This is a genomic window from Enterococcus sp. ARL09-542 (assembly GCF_005234805.1).
In the GTDB taxonomy this organism is placed as follows: Bacteria; Bacillota; Bacilli; order Lactobacillales; family Enterococcaceae; genus Enterococcus_D; species Enterococcus_D gallinarum.
Map to the genome: position 1 here is coordinate 1 of NZ_QPQX01000025.1, position 17,605 is coordinate 17,605.

Here is a 17,605-nt window from a genome sequence, read left to right on the forward strand (position 1 = left end):
AAAAAGAAATTAAATTGGCGAAGTCCGGTTCAGTTTCGAGAAGCTGTAAAAACAGCTGTCTAACAGTTAATCTTATCATACAAAAAAGGAGTGGATTTCTCCACTCCATAAAAGTCTAACTTTTTGGGGTCACTACATATACGCGGCCTTTTTTTATGTGATTCTTTATTCGCCTTTATGCAAATCGCGAATCATTTCATCGATCTTATTTCCATATTGAACAGATTCATCTAGTTCAAATTGCAACTCCGGAACTTTATATAATGACAGTGCCTGTCCCAATTCACGACGGACTAACCCTGTTGCTTTCTCTAATCCGGCTTGTGCTTTTTGCTTTTCAGATGCAAGATCACTCAAAGTGCTGTAGAAAATCGTTGCTTGCTGCAAGTCCCCTGTCACGCGAACATCTGTGATGGTAACATCTTGAACACGAGGATCACGGACTTTCTTACGAAGTATTTGATTCACTTCTTTTAAGATTTCTTGGGCAACTCTACGGTCACGATAATTAGCCATTCAAAAAACCTCCCTGATAACTAGTGTCTTAATTCATTGGTACTTCTTCCATTACGTAGCCTTCAATCACATCATCTACTTTGACATCATTGAATTTCTCGATCATGGCACCACATTCAAAGCCTAGTTTTACTTCTTTCACGTCATCTTTGAAACGTTTCAAACTAGCTAATTTTCCTTCATAGATCACGATGCCGTCACGGATTACCCGCACACCGCTGTCACGGCGAATGCTGCCTTCCGTTACATAACAACCGGCGATCGTACCAACTTTAGAAACTTTGTAGGTTTCACGAACGATCATTTGACCAGTGATTTTTTCCTCAAATTCAGGATCAAGCATCCCTTTCATCGCTGTTTCGATTTCTTCGATAGCTTTGTAAATGATTCGGTGTAAACGAATATCGACTTCTTCGGCTTCGGCTTGTTGTTTAGCTTGCGGAGTTGGCCGCACATTGAAACCAATAATGATCGCGTTACTTGCTGCTGCAAGTGTCACGTCACTTTCATTGACTGCTCCAACTGCTGAATGGACAATATTGACCCGAACGCCTTCTACATCGATTTTCTTCAATGAAGCACCCAACGCTTCAGCAGAACCTTGAACATCCGCTTTAATGATTACATTGACTTCTTTTAATTCGCCTTCTTTTAGGCTTTCAAACAGATTGTCAAGCGTTACCCGGCTGCTGGAAGCGCGTTGTTCCATCACGGCGCGTTTCGCCCGTTCTTCCCCTGCTGCACGAGCTGTCTTTTCGTCTTCAAATGTAACGAATCGATCACCCGCTTGCGGCACATCATTCAATCCGGTAATTTCAACTGGTGTAGCTGGTCCCGCTGTTTTGTCCCGACGGCCTAAATCGTTGGTCATCACACGAACTCGACCGAATGTGTTCCCGACGACGATAGGATCACCTACATGTAACGTTCCTTGCTGTACCAATAAGGTAGCAACCGGACCTTTTCCTTTATCCAGACGAGCTTCGATCACTGTACCGATCGCCCGTTGTGATGGATCTGCTTTCAAATCTTCTACTTCAGCAACAAGTAAAATCATTTCCAGCAATTCTTCAATATTTTGACCAAATTTAGCAGAGATTTCTACAAAGATGGTATCGCCACCCCAGGCTTCTGGAATCAATTCATATTCACTTAATTCTTGCATGACATGTTGCGGGTTCGCACCTGGTTTATCGATTTTGTTAACCGCAACGATGATTGGTACTTTTGCTGCTTTAGCATGGTTGATTGCTTCGACAGTTTGTGGCATTACACCGTCATCTGCTGCTACAACTAAAATCGTAATATCAGTGATACTTGCTCCCCGTGCCCGCATACTTGTGAAGGCCGCGTGTCCAGGAGTATCCAAGAAAGTAATTGGTTTGCCATCGATATCGATTTGATAAGCACCGATATGCTGCGTGATCCCACCAGCTTCTCCGCTTGTCACACGAGAATGGCGCAATGTGTCTAATAACGTTGTTTTCCCGTGGTCAACGTGTCCCATGATGGTAACTACCGGCGGACGAGAAACAAGATTTTCTTTGTTTTGTTCTTCTGGTTCAAAGAATTTATCGATATCCGCGATGTCGATTTGAACTTTTTCTTGTGGTTCAATACCGTAATCAGTTGCTAACAATTCGATCGTATCTTTATCCAATGGTTGGTTTTGATTGACCATAACTCCCATCATAAACAACTTCTTGATGATCTCAGCAGGTTCACGATAGATTTTTTTCGCGATATCCGCTACATTCATGCCTTCTGTATATTCCAATACTTCTGGTAATTCACGGAATTTACGTGCTGGAACAGGTGGTTTTTTCTCTTGCTGTTGACGACCTTTTTTCCCTTTTTTGTTAAACTTGTTGCGGTTATTGTTATTGAAATTATTGTTGCGTCCGTTGTAGTTTGACTTACCACGGTTTTGATTTCCACCGCGATTTTGGTTATCACCAGCTGGACGGCTTTGTGTTCCTTGACTGCTAGCCCCTTGGTTTGGACGACTTTGTTGTCCTTGTGCTGGGCGATTTTGACTTTGATTTCCTTGGTTCGGACGATTTTGTTGTCCCTGTGCTGGGCGATTTTGTTGCCCTTGACCGCTAGGACGGTTTTGTTGTCCTTGTGTTCTATTTTGGTTCGTTGGACGATTTTGTTGTCCTTGATTGTTACGATTTTCTTGGTTATTCACTCGATTTTGACTTCCTTGGTTATTTGGTCGATTACTTCCTTGATTTGTTGATCCGTTGTTTTGACTTGTTGGGCGGTTGGGTTGTCCTTGACCATTAGGACGAGAATTCGTCGTGTTCCGCTGCCCTTGATTATTGTGTCGGTTCTGGAAGTTAGGATTATTTCTCTGCGTTTTAAATTTCTTTTGCTCTTGTTTTTCCGGCTGGTTGGCTGGTTTCTGATTTGCGGGGGTTGGTTTTGCTGATGATCGATCATTTGGATTGCCGCCTAATGACTGCCGCAATTTTTGCGCCTCTCCATCTGAGATCGCGCCCATGTGATTTTTCACATCAAAGCCTAAAGATTGTGCTTTTTCAACAACCTCTTTGCTCGATTTGTTCCATTCTTTTGCAAGTTCATAAATTCTTTTTTTTCCCATGCAATCACCTTCCTAACCTAATATTAATTCCTGCACCTTCTTTGCAAATCCTGCATCTAGAATGCCCACCACCATTCGCGGTTTGCCAATGGCTGAACTGATTTCATCGGCAGAAAATGTATCTAGGAGCGGAATTTCATAATAAGAACTTTTGTCCTTTATTTTCTTTTGTGTATTTTTACCAGCGTCACTAGCGACAAGTACGAGAGCTGCTCGTTGTTGACGAATCTCTTTTAACGTCATCTCTTCGCCAGTGATCAATTTCCCAGCACGCATGGCTAGTCCTAACATATTCAATGCTTTTTGTTTATTCATTTGCAAATAACTCTCTTCGGGCTTTTTGATGCGTCACATAGTCTAAGAGTTCTTGATAAAATTCATCTGACAATTTCGTCTCTAATACTCTATCCAAGATCCGCTTATCCCAAGCTAATTGCGCTTCCTCTGGTTCGATAGCGATGTACGCTCCTCGACCCGGCATCTTGCCGGATGGATCGATCGCAACGGTTCCTTCTTTCGAACGGGTGATGCGCAGCATTTCTTTTTTGGGAATCATTTCCCCTGAAACAACAGATTTTCGTAAAGGAATTTTTCGTTTTTTCATCGCGATCTCTCCTTGACTTATTTTTTGTCAAAATCCATGTTTTCGTAATCGTCTGCCGTCATATCAGAAGCAATGATCATTTCGTCGTGAGACTCATTATCTTCGATAGTGCTTTCTTGACTTTCAACAGCCTCGCCTTCATCGATATAGGCGCCTTCTTCTAATTTTGCATAAAATTCTTCCATGTCTGACTCCGATTTGATATCGATCTTAAAGCCAGTCAATTTCGCAGCCAAACGGGCATTTTGTCCTCGTTTACCAATGGCAAGCGATAGCTGATAATCAGGTACGACCACCGTACAAGCTTTCGGATTATCCACATCAAAAATAACATCAGTCACTTCTGCTGGATTCAATGCATTTGCAATAAATACCGCTGGATCATCATTCCACTCAACAATATCCATGTTCTCACCTTTTAATTCATTGACAATTGCTTGAACCCGTTGTCCCTTTGGACCAACACAAGTTCCGACAGGATCGACATTAGCATCAAATGAGCGCACAGCTACTTTAGAGCGGTCTCCTGCTTCTCTGGCAATGCTGACGATTTCAACTGTACCATCATAAACTTCCGGTACTTCTTGTTCAAATAAACGGCGTAATAAATCAGGATGACTACGGCTTACAAAAACTTGAGGCCCTTTCGAAGTATTTTCGACCCGAGAAACAAATACTTTGATCCGATCGTGAGGTTGATAGAATTCATTTGGCATTTGATCTTGTTTTGATAATACTGCTTCGATTTTTCCAAGGTTCACATAGATATAGCGATTGTCCTGACGTTCAACGATCCCTTGCAGGATATCTTTTTCATAGGCACTGAATTCATTGTAGATGATTGTCCGTTCTGCCTCGCGCACCCGTTGCAAAATGACCTGTTTTGCTGTTTGAGCAGCTATCCGGCCAAAATCTTTCGGGGTCACTTCGAAACGGATCTTATCGCCAATCTCGTAAGCAGGATTGATCGTCATGGCTTCTTTCAAAGACACTTCCAATTGAGAGTCCATTACTTCTTCGGTCACTTCTTTGACTGCATAAACGTGAATATTGCCTTTTTTCTGGTCAAATTCAACTTCTACATTTTGCGCTTGACCATAATGACGTTTGTACGCTGACACTAACGCGGCTTCCAATGCGTCAATGACGATCTCTTTTGAAATGCCTTTTTCTGCTTCCAATGCATCAAGTGCATTTAACATTTCTTTACTCATGATTCTTCCATTCCTCCGTGTTTAAAATTGGATTGCTAAACGAGCTTTGGCAATATTTTTCCGTTCGATCGTTAGTTCTTTTTCTCTTGTTTTGATTCGAATCTTAATGACTAGTTGTTCTTCATCAAAGGACTGCAAAAAGCCTTCAAATTGCTTTTCGCCTTCCACCGGCTGATACAAGGAAAGATGGATATATTCTCCAACTGCACGGTGATAGTCCTCTTCTTTTTTGAGGGGGCGTTCAGCACCAGGCGAGGATACCTCTAAGAAATAGGCTTGTGGGATCGGATCTGGATCACAGGCATCCAATTTATCACTCAGTTGTTCACTGACAAAGGCACATTCTTCAATATCGATTCCGCCCTCTTTGTCAATAAACACCCTTAGAAACCAGCTTTTTCCTTCCTTAACAAATTCTACCTCAACTAATTCAAAATTTTGCGCTTCCAGAATGGGGGTCACAATTGTTGTGACAGTTTCCACCACTGTACTCACACGACATCGCCTCCTTTATTTCTCAACGAAACGAACTTCATTCCATTAAAAAGAGTGAGCGAAAAAACCGCTCACTCACTCTAAGTATCATTACTATGTAAATATAACATAGTTTACTAACAAATTCAAGTATCCTAGCATTTTGTGGCTTTTTCTGAAAATTTTACATCCTATTTCTTAAGATTTCTTCCTTCAGAATACTTCCTTGTTCCCTCTATCTCAAAATAGGCAGCTGTCTTTCTTGATTCAAGCAATGAAGGCGACAAGCTTCGTGATGACTTGTGGAAGCAAAGCTTTCGGATCAAAGTCCATCGGCGCTTGATCAGGAAAAAAGTGCCACATGCGGTAGCCATAAACGCCCAGAACAGCAATCATCAGTCCAAGCCAAAAGTAGCGATTTTGATTGATACGCTGAACCATGGGCTTTTTCCAGAAAATGACAAGTAACACTAGCAAAGGAATGAGCCAAAAAAGTGGATGAAAATAAAAAGCGCCTTGTATGTCACCTTCAAAAAGATGCAAATAGGCGCGAGTCATTCCACATCCAGGGCAAGGAACCCCCGTCAGCAGTTTAAACGGACACATTAATAATCGGTCCAATCATCAGTGTCTTGAGTAACTGATTGGCTTGCAGAATCTGCAGACTCCCACACTTGATTCATATCCGATTGTAAAATGGCCATATTGATAATGTCCAAACCAAAAATCGCTAAGACAACAAACAACACTTTATTATCATTGATACGTGGAAATTTCGTTTTTTCCTGTGCAGTGATAAAAATGTCCGCGATTCGATACCACCAATAAATTTGGTACAACCCGCAAGTAATGATCGTCAACAACACAGACATGCCTGGGGTAAGGCGATAATCTTCACTATATTCTGTCAAATCTTGCGTGGTTTGGTATAGCCAGAAAAGTGAATAGATGCCGCAAGTAATAATAGTTAGTAAAATCACCATTAAAATGGACTTTTTCTTGGATTGATAATTTTGATACATCGGTTACTCCTTCTAAAAGATTGAATCTTTTTACTTTTCTTCCAATTATACACCAATCCAAAAAAGTGGAAAGTCCTTTTAAAGGAAATTTATTTCAATAATAATGAAAAAAAAGGATGTAATCTAAGCTTTTTAATAAACGAAACCTCTGAAGGACATTGGGATGCTGTTAATCTCCAACTAGTCACCAGTAATAACGCCAGCTGGACAAACACTTTTTTTCCACTGTCATTCGGATAGTCTCATTTTTTGCTTCTATTACAAACCTTTTATTACAATCCTTTTATTATAATCCTTTTAATTGATTTATGCGCGACTATAATTTTTTACTTCTGCTGCCATTGCATCAACAAAGATATTTAGTTCTTCAACGTTCGTTTCTTTGCTGCCGTAACGACGAATATTGACAGTTGCATCTTTGACTTCTTGGTCTCCGACAACTAACTGATAAGGAATTTTTTGCATTTGTGATGCGCGAATTTTGTAGCCCATTTTTTCATTGCGATCGTCCACTTCCACACGTAAACCTTGTGATTGAAGACGTTCTTTGATCTCATAAGCATAATCGCTGTGTGCATCGACTGAAACAGGAATGATCGTTGCTTGGATCGGTGCCAACCAAGTTGGAAATGCGCCTTTGTAAACTTCTGTTAAGTAGGCAACGAAACGTTCCATTGTTGAAACGATCCCGCGATGGATCACGACTGGACGATGTGTATTTTCACCATCTTCACCAACATAAGTTAAGTCGAAACGTTCTGGTAATAAGAAATCTAATTGGATCGTGGAAAGCGTTTCTTCCATGCCCAAAGCAGTTTTTACTTGAACGTCTAATTTTGGACCATAGAACGCTGCTTCCCCTTCTGCTTCGAAATAATCCAAATTCAATTCATCCATCGCTGCTTTCAGCATGGTTTGGGCATTTTCCCACATCGCATCATCATCAAAGTATTTATCTTTGTTTTCTGGATCACGATAGCTTAAACGGAAGCGGTAATCTGTTACATTGAAATCTTTATAGACTTCAACCATCAAATCCAAAGTCCGTTTGAATTCATCTTTGATTTGATCAGGACGAACAAATGTATGTCCATCATTTAGAGTCATTTCCCGAACCCGTTGCAACCCAGAAAGAGCGCCAGATTTTTCGTAACGGTGCATCATCCCTAATTCAGCGATTCGAATCGGCAATTCACGATAAGAGTGAATATCGTTTTTGTAGACCATCATATGATGAGGGCAATTCATTGGACGAAGAACGAGCATTTCCCCATCTCCCATGTCCATTGGCGGAAACATATCTTCATGATAATGATCCCAGTGTCCTGAAGTCTTATAAAGGTCAACATTGGCCATGATTGGTGTATAAACGTGTTGGTAACCCAAGCTTACTTCTTTATCCACGATGTAGCGCTCAATGGTACGACGAATGGTTGCACCTTTTGGCAACCAAAATGGTAGACCAGCACCAACTTCTGGAGAGAGCATGAATAAGTCTAACTCTTTCCCTAGCTTGCGGTGATCCCGCTCTTTGGCTTCTTCTCGTAAACGAATGAATTCTTTCAACTCTTTTTTGTCAAAGAACGCTGTTCCATAGACCCGTTGCATCATTTGGTTATTTGAATTTCCACGCCAGTAAGCTCCTGCCACAGATAAAAGTTTGAACACTTGAATCCGTCCTGTTGATGGCACGTGAGGCCCGCGACATAGATCAACAAACTCTCCTTGTTGATAGGCAGTAATCGTTTCATCTTCTGGTAGTTCACTGATCAATTCTACTTTATATGGATCTTCAGCAAATAGTTCTAAAGCTTCTTTTTTCGATAATACACGACGTTCGATCGGTAGATTTTCTTTAACGATTTTCATCATTTCTGCTTCAATTGCTGGTAAATCTTCGGCAGTTACAGGGCTTTCTCCATTATCTGTATCATAATAGAATCCTGTATCGATAGCTGGTCCCACGCCAAAATGAATGTTTGGATAAAGGCGACGCATCGCCTGAGCCATTAAGTGAGCTGCTGAATGGCGAACCAAGCCTAAAGCATCCTCATGATCCGGTGTGACGATTTCGATTTGTGCATCCTCTTCAATCCCTCGATCAAGATCAATCAACCGACCATTGACCTTTCCTGCTAAGGCTTTTTTCGCTAAACTTTTAGAGATTCCTTCAGCAATTTCTTTTGTTGTGATGCCAACTGCAAATTCTTTTTTCGCCCCATCTGGGAATGTAATTGTTAGTGTCATTTGTTTTCCCCCTACTGATTTATTTGATCAATGAATGATTCGAACCAAAAAAAGTCCTAGTATCAGATAACGATACTAGGACGAAGATTTCGTGGTTCCACCTAATTTCAAATACAACAACGCTGTATTTCTTTGACGGGATAACGGTACGACCGCCTTTGTTTCAACAAAGGTTTGAAAAAGTGGTCATCCATTGGTTTTCTTCCAGGAAATTTTCAGCCGTGATTTCCCTCTCTTATCGAAGACTCTCAAATTCAGGTGTCTTTTTCATCAATCAATTATGGCTTCATTTAACCACTATCTGCTTAAAAAATCAAGTAAATTATTTCCAATCACCATTAACTGCATACTGTCCTTTTTTCATTTCGTTGATAATGACATGAATATGTTCTTTAGGTGCCCCAGTATTTTTGTGGACTGCTTCAGTAATTTCTTTCATCATATTGGTCAATTGTTCTTGCGATCGGCCTTCTACTAATTCTACATGAATAAATGGCATAGTCATCACTCCTCTGTTCATTAGTATACGCTTCTTAATTATGCTCTGCAATAACCTGCTCTATTATCGAATGACTGTCCCTTATCAAGAATAAGCGTTTCTGACAATCTAAAGATTCTTCCATTTCATTTGGCTGGATCTTCACGCCATTTTCTCGAATGCCATTTTTGAACATACTTCATCACCTTACTGGCCTCCTCTTCATGGTACAAAAATTGATGTTGTCTGCTTACATAACGAGCAATCTCATCAAATAGTTGAACGATTTTCCATAAGGATTCGCCGCAAGTTTCAACAGATGAAAAACAAAGTGCCGTCAACCGCTCATACTCTTCTTCTGATAAATAATTTTGAAGATATTTATGGTTCTTTCCGGTACTGAGACGATAGTCTGCTTGATGCGCTAGATACCAGTCATATTGCCGAAGCAACTCTTGCCAGCAAATTTGGTACAAATGGTCGGCGGCATAGAAAAGCTGATTTCTGACAAGCCCTTTGACGACATAAGTCGCTACCCACCAAAATTCGTTACAACTGTCATGAAACGATTTTTCTGTCGGTGGTTTAATCCAAAAGATAGAGGCATCAGGAACTGTCATTCCCTGCAGAAATTCTTTTGGATCATAGAGACGCTCAAGAAAGGGTTCAGCTTGCAACAAATGGATCAATTCAACCGGGCAAAGCATCAAGTCTATGCGATTGCCATCTTCAAAATGCATCAAGAATGTAAAACGTCCTCCCAAAGAGGGTTGCGAAAGCACAGAACTTTCTGGAGTCTGCATGATCATGATCTGTCCGAATTCTTCCAGCCAGCTAGGTTCTGCTATTAGTTCTTGCATATTGTCAACAATATAAACGATATCATAATCTTGAAACCGATCGCTTATTGCATTAGGTTCTCGCCGGGACCCAGAGATTGCGATTGCTTGGACACCTATGTTTTGACCAACTCGTAAAATCACTGCTAGCATTTCAGCTTCATTCCGCACAGCTATCCTCCCTTTCTTTGATCAAATTGATCTCAAAAGCATACTTAAATTTTACCATAGAACGATTTTTCAGACGACATTCGCAAAGATTATATGCTATAATTTTATGTCGCAATTTTTTTAAGGAGGATTCCTTGTGAACGAACGTCAAAAAGAACAACTACATGTCGATGATACGATCGCATTGATTCGAAGAGAACAAATGGTCTTAGCGCAGCAAAAAGCGGACTTGGCTACAAAAATGGAGGATCAGTTAAAAGAGATTTCCGAAAAGAAGATTCGTGGTGGTGACAGCGAAGCTTTTTACGAATCTGTTGTTGAATATCAGCAACACGAGCAAGAATTGCTGTTAAAATATCGAACAGCGGAATCTCAAGAGAAAAGGGTCAAAACATTGGAAACAATGGCTAGCAATCCTTATTTTGCCCGAATTGATTTTCAAGAAGAACAAGAAAAAGAAACACTTTATCTAGGGATCGCCTCTTTAAGGGATCAGCAAGAAGAAACAATTGTCATCGATTGGCGGGCACCTATCGCAAATTTATATTACGAAGGAGAATTAGGCGAAACGTTTTATGAAACAGAAACCGATCGCTTTACAGTTGAGTTGTTGCTGAAGCGTCAATTCAAAATTCAAGAAGGCCAGATTTTGTCTATGGTGGACACTTCAGAAATCATCAATGATGAGTTTTTGCTGGAGATTTTAGACGAAGCCTCTTCTTCTCAAATGAAAAATATTGTCTCAACGATCCAAAAAGCACAAAATCAGATCATTCGTGATACTACTAGCAAGTTCATGCTGATTGAAGGAATTGCCGGCAGTGGTAAAACATCGGCACTGTTGCAACGGGTGGCGTTCTTGCTTTACCGCAACCGCAAATGGCTGGATGAAGAACAAGTCTTGCTTTTCTCTCCCAATCATTTATTTTCTGATTATATTTCAATGGTCTTGCCTTCTCTTGGGGAAAGTGAAGTGCCAACACGTACGTTCCACCATTTCATCCAAAGAGCTCTGCCCAATTTCCAAATCACAAAAGAAACACAGCTAGAAGAAACTTTCTTATCAGGAGCAGACGATCGGATTGAAAAGATCAAAAGCAGTCTGAAACTTGTCAAATTGATTCAACGATACGTACAGAAGATTTCTGCGATCGGTCCGTTATTTCGTGATTTAAAAATTCAAGGACAGACATACATTACGAAAGAACAAATCCGTCGTTGGTATCAAGAAACAAATCAAGAGCTTCCTTTGTATCAACGGAGTCAATTATTACAAACAAAATTACTGAAAAAAATCGGTGGTCTTGAAAAAGATGAGGCCAAAAAAGATTGGGTCAAAGAAGCAACCGAAGAGCAGTTGCAGCAACATTTTGCCAAAGATCCTTATCAGGAGTACACCGAAGAAAATGAACGCCGATTGCGTAAGCAAATCCGGCAGCAAATCGTTAAGAAAAAATTCCGCTCACTAACTCGTGGTGTCAAACAATACCAGTTTATCAACCAAACCAAGCAGTATTTACATTTCTTACAGGCAGTTCCTAAGACGTTGTTAGACGATCAAGCGATCCGTGATGAAGATTGGCAACAACATCTCCGACTTCTGCGAGAAGGTCTGCGGCAACGCCAATTGACCCAAGAAGATGCCGTGCTATTCTTTTTGTTGATCAAACAACTTTACCCAATCTATGTGGATGAAAAAGCACGGTTTATTTTCATTGATGAGATGCAGGATTTTCCGCCTGCTCAAGTGGCTCTCTTACGTCAATTATATCCTAAAGCCGGAATTACTTTATGTGGTGATTTAAATCAAAAGGTCTACGGTAATGAAACGATCGTTGGTTCGTTGGAAGAGTTGTTTCCTGCTGACAGCGTGACTCGGTATCAATTAAAAACCAGCTATCGTTCAACGAAAGAAATCACGGATTTTGCCAACCAATTCTTAACTGGTTCCGATCAAGTTGAATTGACAGCACGCGAAGGGGCTCTCCCTCAAGTCATTCAAACCGAGAACGAAACAGTTGGTCTGGACTACTTGCAGCAAGCATTAACCAAATCACAGTCACACTGGCGCACAGCTATCATCTGTAAGACAGCTACCGACTGCCGAGCGCTTTATGCCCAGCTCTCTGAAGAGATGCAGGATCAAGTTCAATTAATTACTTCAGAGGAAGATTTTATGAAACGTAAAATCATGATTTTTCCAGCCTTTTTAGCTAAAGGGTTGGAATTTGATCAAGTATTCTTATGGACGTATGGGACTTCTTTTGTGACGGAGCAAGATCAATTGATCTTCTATACCATGGCGACCCGTGCCATGCACCAATTGATTGTTTTGCAAAATAACACCAATCAATTGCTAGAGAAAGCTGATCCCGCAACCTACGCATTACAATTGCTTTAAGGAAAGCGATTGATACATCAAAAAAACGAGAGCAAGCGGACAATCCCTTGCTCTCGTTTTTGCCTAGCGATAAATGATCAATCAAACAATATTCTTCTCGACAAAAGCCTTGTTTGATCGGTATTTGTTTTGTCATTTTTTTACAGGGTTCGATCACCCCTTCAATTCACCGATAAAGAGTCTCGTTTCTGGATATTTCATCGCGACAATCGTCAAAATCATCTGAAGTTCTGAAACATTTTCTTCATTGTCAGGATCAAAGATTTTACTATGTTTTCCAATACTGCCATTGTCGATCAATCGATAGATCCGGTTCCATTCCATAAATTGTTCGACATCTGTAAAGTGACTGAGGGGAAAACCGGAACCATCTAGAATTTCTGTTAAACGAAAAGCAATATAAGAACTGTCGATCACATATTCCCTTTCAGGATCAATTTGATTACTTTTCTGAAAATCAATGATTGCTTTTTCTGGACGATGATGCAGCAGCCACTCTAACAACAAGAAAAAGCCTTCCATCCGATAATTGTCCAAAAATAAGCGTTGGGACGCTTCCGATACTCGAAAAACCAGCGGGATCAAAAAATTCCGTTTATAAATCAGTAAAGGCGCACGATCTACCGTCACATTCAAGTAACGATTCAAATAGGTGGCTCCACGAAAGCCGCCCAAACGGTATCCCTCTACACCGTATTTTTTGTATTTGCGGCACAGTGCAGAACAATCAGAAACTGAGACAGATACTTCTGCTAATTTATCGTATCCGCTTAAAATCCGATCAAAAGGCTCTAAAACGATTTTTTCTTCCAACTCTGCCGCTCCCTTCTTGCTCATACTGCTAATTACTTAAATAATAACATAAAAAAAGCGATTAAACCAAAAGAAATACCCCTTTGTTTTTTGAAAACGATAAAAATGAAAGTAAAAAAACACCCCCGAAAGCACAGATAAACTTTCAAGGATGTCTTACTTTTATTCTTCTTCGCTGTCTGCTACATTATGATAAACGTTTTGGACATCCTCTAAGTCTTCTAGTGCATCGATCATTTTTTCAAATTTTTCAAGATCTTCTCCAGTCAAAGTGACTTCATTTTGAGGAATCATCTGCATCTCAGCAATTGAAAACTCAGTAATTCCTTTTTCTTTTAAAGCTTCTTGAATCACATGAAAATCACTAGGTTCTCCATGGACGATGATTTGACCATCTTCTTCAAGAACATCGCGCACGTCGATGTCTTTTTCCATCAAGTATTCTAAGATGTCATCTGCATCCGTACCAGAAAAACCAAATAATGCCGTATTATCAAACATGTAAGCAACCGCGCCAGAAACACCCATGTTTCCGCCATTTTTACCAAAAGCTGCTCGTACGTCTGCTGCTGTACGGTTAACATTATTCGTCAATGTATCGACGATAACCATTGAACCATTTGGTCCGAACCCTTCATAACGCAATTCGGAGTATTGTTCATCCCCTGAACCTTTTGCTTTCTCAATTGCTCGGTCAATGATGTGTTTTGGTACATTGTATGTTTTTGCACGTTCAATAACAAAGCGCAATTTTTGGTTCGCATGAGGATCAGGATCACCTGATTTTGCTGCCGCGTAGATTTCGATTCCAAATTTTGCATAAACTCGGCTATTGTTTGCATCCTTAGCAGTTTTCTTTGCTACGATATTTGCCCATTTACGACCCATAATTTCACTTCGCTTTCTTTATAATCAAAATTCCTTAATCATTATACTTGTGATTTCCTGTTCTGTGAAGTAATTTCAGTTCAATTCTTTAGAAAAATAGGGGAACGACCAAAATTTTGTTCTACAATCTGTGGTGATGCCAACTGATAGATTTGATCTACCCGTAAAGAATACCCAAAACGCTCGCTTTCCTTTTTGCCAAATTTAGAAATGAGCGGCAGGTCTGTCTTCTTTTTAACTTGCTTTAAATAAGTTTGACCTGCTGTTGTAAACCCCAAAATACGAATCCCGGTATTCTTTTGCGCTTGTTGGACTTCTTCACTGGTTGCTTGAAACAATAGATAACACATCAACCGCTGAAGTCTAGTTCTAGTATACCGTTTTGTTTTCAGAAGTGCCATAAATTCCGCAAAAGAAGTGGCGTGTAAACAATCTTTGATCCGATATTCTAATCCTTCGGTCACTTGATACCGGGTTCGCAATTGTTCAAGAGGGGTTGCGATAAGTTGGTACTGCAACAATGGCCAAAAAAACTCCCAATCAATCGTTTGGTCTAATAAATCATTTCTTACACTTTCAGGAACGTACCCTTTAATCTCTTGACCTGCCTTCACAGCTTTGCGAATAGCCGTCGCACTGGCAATCATCCCACCAGACAATTCTTGTGAGTGATAGGCCGCTTGTTTCCTTGAAATCGGCAACAGTTTCATTGGTGATGGATACTGACACGTTTCACGAGCATAGCGCATGCCCAATATGTGATTAGGCAAATGAGCCTCTGCCAAAAAGTCTGGATAGACTGCTGCAAAAGCCGCATGCATTTTTTGTGTATAGGTTTGGTTCTCAGAAGCATTCTCTTGGAAAAACTGGTCGATGACTTCTTGATTGTTTCGCTCAAAATGCGCAAATGCTTCATAATCAAATGGTTCGGGAGCGTCCGTTCCAAAACATAAAAAGGAGCAATCCAATGATTGCAGAATTCTAATTGCTCCTTTTGCAAAGAAATCAGCTGATTGAACTGACCAAGCCGGCGGTAATTCTACAATTAGATCCACGCCATTTTCGATTGCAGCTCGAGCACGCTGCCATTTGTCAACGATTGCCGGTTCTCCTCGCTGCAAAAAGTTGCCACTCATCACCGCCACAACAACATCCGCTCCAGATGCTTTTCTAGCTTGCTGGACATGAAATTCATGGCCATTATGAAAAGGATTATACTCTACAACAATACCGCATGCTTGCATTTCTCCACTCCTTTCTCCCATCAGCAAAAAAATTTAAGTTCTTTTTAAATATAAACAAAGTATAAATTTCTAATTATCTTTTTATATTTTCTTAAATGCTCGTAAAGCCTTATTCTATGTGCTTTCGAGTATTTTTACTGTAGGAAGATACTTCACGTTTCTTTGCATATTTCCTCATGTCTTAGCTGTCAGAAGTGGTAAATAAGTAGTAAATTCATTTGTACTACTAAGCAACAAGACGCTCCTGTTGCTTCTCTTTATTCAAGCGTTTCATTTCTGCCATTGCAGAATCGAATGTTGCATGTGCGTAATAGTTCAGCGTCATGGCTATATTAGCATGTCCCATAATGTACTGTAATGCCTTTGGATTCATTCCTGCATTTGCATAGTTGGTACAGAATGTATGTCGCAAACTATGTGGAGTGATGTGTGGCAATTTATCCTCGTTATACTTATTGTATTTCTTAACAAGACCTTTCATCATGCCGTTGTAATCACTTGCCACTTTTGGATAGTTCTTTCTATTAAGAAAGAGGAAATCACTATATCCATCAATCTCAACACGCTTATCATTCTTTCGATTCGCTAACACTCGCTTAAATGCTTGATAGGCTTCTTCAACCATAGGAACTTGACGTTCGCCACTTTTGGTCTTTGGTGTTTCAATGTAGTACCCAATTTCAGTATCTCTCAATAGCTGATGGTCTATATTGACAAGACGATTCTCAAAATCTAAATCTGGAAGTGTCAAACCACCAAACTCTGAAATACGAAGACCTGTTTTTAAGAGTATCAGAATTTCATCATAATTTTTGCTGTAGGTTTTATCAGCTTTTGCAAAGGCTAACAGTTTTTCTTCCTGTTCTTCTGTTAGTACGGTCTTAGGGACAGTATCATCATCAAGAACTGCTTTCAGTTGAAAGTCAAATGGATTCTTCCGAACACAATCATCTTGTATAGCAATATAGAATGAAGCCTTTAAAGAACGTTTGTAGTTATTGATGGTTTGATAAGCATAACCATTTTCACTCATTCTAATAGCCCATTCTTTAGCGTCTGATGGCTTAATACTGTCAATACTTCTTACACCTAACTTGTCTTTCTTCAAAATATCCATAAGATATTTGCGTCCAGTTTCAGTGTTTTTTCTAACCTTTGGTCTTTGAGCGTTCTGTTTTGCGTAAAGCTGGCAGAGTGTCATTTTCTTTCCTACAACATCAATACCATCATGAATGTCTTTCTGTAACTCTGCGATTTTCTCTCTAAGTGAGATACAATCACGCTTTCCTGCTGGTACTCGGTCTGTAGCCACAAGTTTCCACGAGTAAACAAATTGCGGTTCTCCAAATGAATCTATATATTTGTATAAGTATCTTCCGTCTTTTCGTTGGCTCTCTCCAGTCTTTAAGATTCGACCTTTATTGTCACGTCTTTTTTCTGACATGGCATTTGCTCCTTTCCTTTATGGAAAGAGCCTTGATACGACTTAATACTATTTTATCATATACAAGACCCTTTGGCGACGCTAGATTGCGTCCAATGTATCTATAATTTTTTCAAATTGTTTTCGTTTAATCTGAATACGATTGCCATTCATAATCAGCCAATTTGCATTTTTATTTTCCTCTGCCAAGCGTCGTAGCTTGTTTTCGCCAATACGAAAATATTTTGACGCTTCTTCAATGGTTAGGGTATAACGTTCCCAAATAGGAATGTCAGTCTGCTTCATAAAATCCTCCTTTCCAAATCACTTATTTGGATTTCATAAAAGTTGTTTTACCAGCAATCGAACAGCTTTAGCAAAGCTCACGGGAGTTCCACCCCTGCATGGTTCTCATGTAGCCATACTCATTGCCTGCGACGGTTTTATCACGCTCGGACTATTGACTGTATGGGAGTATCATTATCACGATAAGAATGTCGTTGCAGGCAATCCTGCTAAAGATTGCTTCTCGGATCACTAACATGAATCGCTCGGTTCTGTTGCAAAGTTTTAAATCTACTATCAAATAAGGTAGAATAATAGAAAAAGATAGCAGGAGGAATGACGATGAATCATTTTAAAGGAAAGCAATTTCAGCAGGAT

Annotated in this window: 17 protein-coding genes; 1 reads left to right on the forward strand and 16 read right to left on the reverse strand. The window is 40.1% G+C overall.

The annotated features are described in order from the left end of the window. Nucleotides 1-165 precede the first annotated feature (165 nt). From rbfA to DVW06_RS15910, 11 genes are all read right to left on the reverse strand, one after another. Nucleotides 166-516 (reverse strand): 30S ribosome-binding factor RbfA, encoded by a 351-nt coding sequence (rbfA, locus tag DVW06_RS15860; RefSeq protein ID WP_005471299.1) that lies wholly within the window; start codon nucleotides 514-516, stop codon nucleotides 166-168. A gap of 28 nt (nucleotides 517-544) precedes the next feature. Beyond that, nucleotides 545-3,124, reverse strand: coding sequence for a translation initiation factor IF-2 (gene infB / locus DVW06_RS15865; RefSeq protein ID WP_096710611.1), 2,580 nt, complete (start codon nucleotides 3,122-3,124; stop codon nucleotides 545-547). 12 nt (nucleotides 3,125-3,136) lie between these two features. Beyond that, nucleotides 3,137-3,439, reverse strand: a complete 303-nt coding sequence (locus tag DVW06_RS15870; RefSeq protein WP_005471295.1) for a YlxQ-related RNA-binding protein — start codon at nucleotides 3,437-3,439, stop codon at nucleotides 3,137-3,139. Beyond that, complete coding sequence (rnpM, locus tag DVW06_RS15875; RefSeq protein WP_003126378.1) at nucleotides 3,432-3,728, reverse strand: RNase P modulator RnpM; 297 nt, start codon at nucleotides 3,726-3,728, stop codon at nucleotides 3,432-3,434. The genes DVW06_RS15870 and rnpM overlap by 8 nt, the downstream gene beginning before the upstream one ends. 17 nt (nucleotides 3,729-3,745) lie before the next feature. Then, complete coding sequence (nusA, locus tag DVW06_RS15880) at nucleotides 3,746-4,942, reverse strand: transcription termination factor NusA (protein WP_096710612.1); 1,197 nt, start codon at nucleotides 4,940-4,942, stop codon at nucleotides 3,746-3,748. A gap of 21 nt (nucleotides 4,943-4,963) precedes the next feature. Beyond that, nucleotides 4,964-5,437, reverse strand: a complete 474-nt coding sequence (gene rimP, locus DVW06_RS15885; RefSeq protein WP_003126376.1) for a ribosome maturation factor RimP — start codon at nucleotides 5,435-5,437, stop codon at nucleotides 4,964-4,966. A gap of 246 nt (nucleotides 5,438-5,683) precedes the next feature. Next, a complete protein-coding gene (locus DVW06_RS15890; RefSeq protein ID WP_034704326.1) occupies nucleotides 5,684-6,037 on the reverse strand; it encodes a DUF2752 domain-containing protein in 354 nt (117 codons plus the stop codon). Beyond that, the gene (locus DVW06_RS15895; RefSeq protein ID WP_003126374.1) at nucleotides 6,022-6,438 is read right to left on the reverse strand and encodes a DUF4234 domain-containing protein; all 417 of its coding nucleotides are present in this window, start codon (nucleotides 6,436-6,438) and stop codon (nucleotides 6,022-6,024) included. Before DVW06_RS15895 ends, DVW06_RS15890 begins: the two co-directional genes overlap by 16 nt. 306 nt (nucleotides 6,439-6,744) lie before the next feature. Continuing rightward, nucleotides 6,745-8,685 carry a threonine--tRNA ligase gene (thrS, locus tag DVW06_RS15900; protein WP_096710613.1) on the reverse strand — a complete coding sequence of 647 codons (1,941 nt, stop codon included), beginning with the start codon at nucleotides 8,683-8,685 and terminating at the stop codon, nucleotides 6,745-6,747. A 322-nt stretch (nucleotides 8,686-9,007) separates the two neighbouring features. After that, nucleotides 9,008-9,184 carry a 2-hydroxymuconate tautomerase gene (locus tag DVW06_RS15905; RefSeq protein WP_005471289.1) on the reverse strand — a complete coding sequence of 59 codons (177 nt, stop codon included), beginning with the start codon at nucleotides 9,182-9,184 and terminating at the stop codon, nucleotides 9,008-9,010. Nucleotides 9,185-9,309: 125 nt separating this feature from the next. Next, entirely contained in the window at nucleotides 9,310-10,173 is an 864-nt protein-coding gene (locus DVW06_RS15910; protein ID WP_153226864.1) for an aminoglycoside 6-adenylyltransferase, read from the reverse strand. Between the two features lie 136 nt (nucleotides 10,174-10,309). On the opposite strand from DVW06_RS15910, the gene helD reads away from it, so the two are divergent. Then, nucleotides 10,310-12,574, forward strand: coding sequence for an RNA polymerase recycling motor HelD (gene helD, locus DVW06_RS15915; protein WP_131732104.1), 2,265 nt, complete (start codon nucleotides 10,310-10,312; stop codon nucleotides 12,572-12,574). Nucleotides 12,575-12,727: 153 nt separating this feature from the next. Here helD and DVW06_RS15920 read toward each other — a convergent pair whose 3' ends face one another. From DVW06_RS15920 to DVW06_RS15940, 5 genes are all read right to left on the reverse strand, one after another. Beyond that, nucleotides 12,728-13,387, reverse strand: a complete 660-nt coding sequence (locus tag DVW06_RS15920) for a hypothetical protein (RefSeq protein ID WP_003126367.1) — start codon at nucleotides 13,385-13,387, stop codon at nucleotides 12,728-12,730. A 162-nt stretch (nucleotides 13,388-13,549) separates the two neighbouring features. After that, nucleotides 13,550-14,275 carry a YebC/PmpR family DNA-binding transcriptional regulator gene (locus DVW06_RS15925; RefSeq protein WP_003126366.1) on the reverse strand — a complete coding sequence of 242 codons (726 nt, stop codon included), beginning with the start codon at nucleotides 14,273-14,275 and terminating at the stop codon, nucleotides 13,550-13,552. 80 nt (nucleotides 14,276-14,355) lie between these two features. Next, nucleotides 14,356-15,519, reverse strand: a complete 1,164-nt coding sequence (locus tag DVW06_RS15930; protein ID WP_137264863.1) for a nucleotidyltransferase — start codon at nucleotides 15,517-15,519, stop codon at nucleotides 14,356-14,358. A gap of 226 nt (nucleotides 15,520-15,745) precedes the next feature. Beyond that, complete coding sequence (locus DVW06_RS15935) at nucleotides 15,746-16,963, reverse strand: tyrosine-type recombinase/integrase (RefSeq protein WP_001291561.1); 1,218 nt, start codon at nucleotides 16,961-16,963, stop codon at nucleotides 15,746-15,748. 81 nt (nucleotides 16,964-17,044) lie between these two features. Then, on the reverse strand, nucleotides 17,045-17,248 hold the full coding sequence (locus DVW06_RS15940; protein WP_000814511.1) for an excisionase: 204 nt from the start codon (nucleotides 17,246-17,248) through the stop codon (nucleotides 17,045-17,047). Between the last annotated feature and the right edge of the window lie 357 nt (nucleotides 17,249-17,605).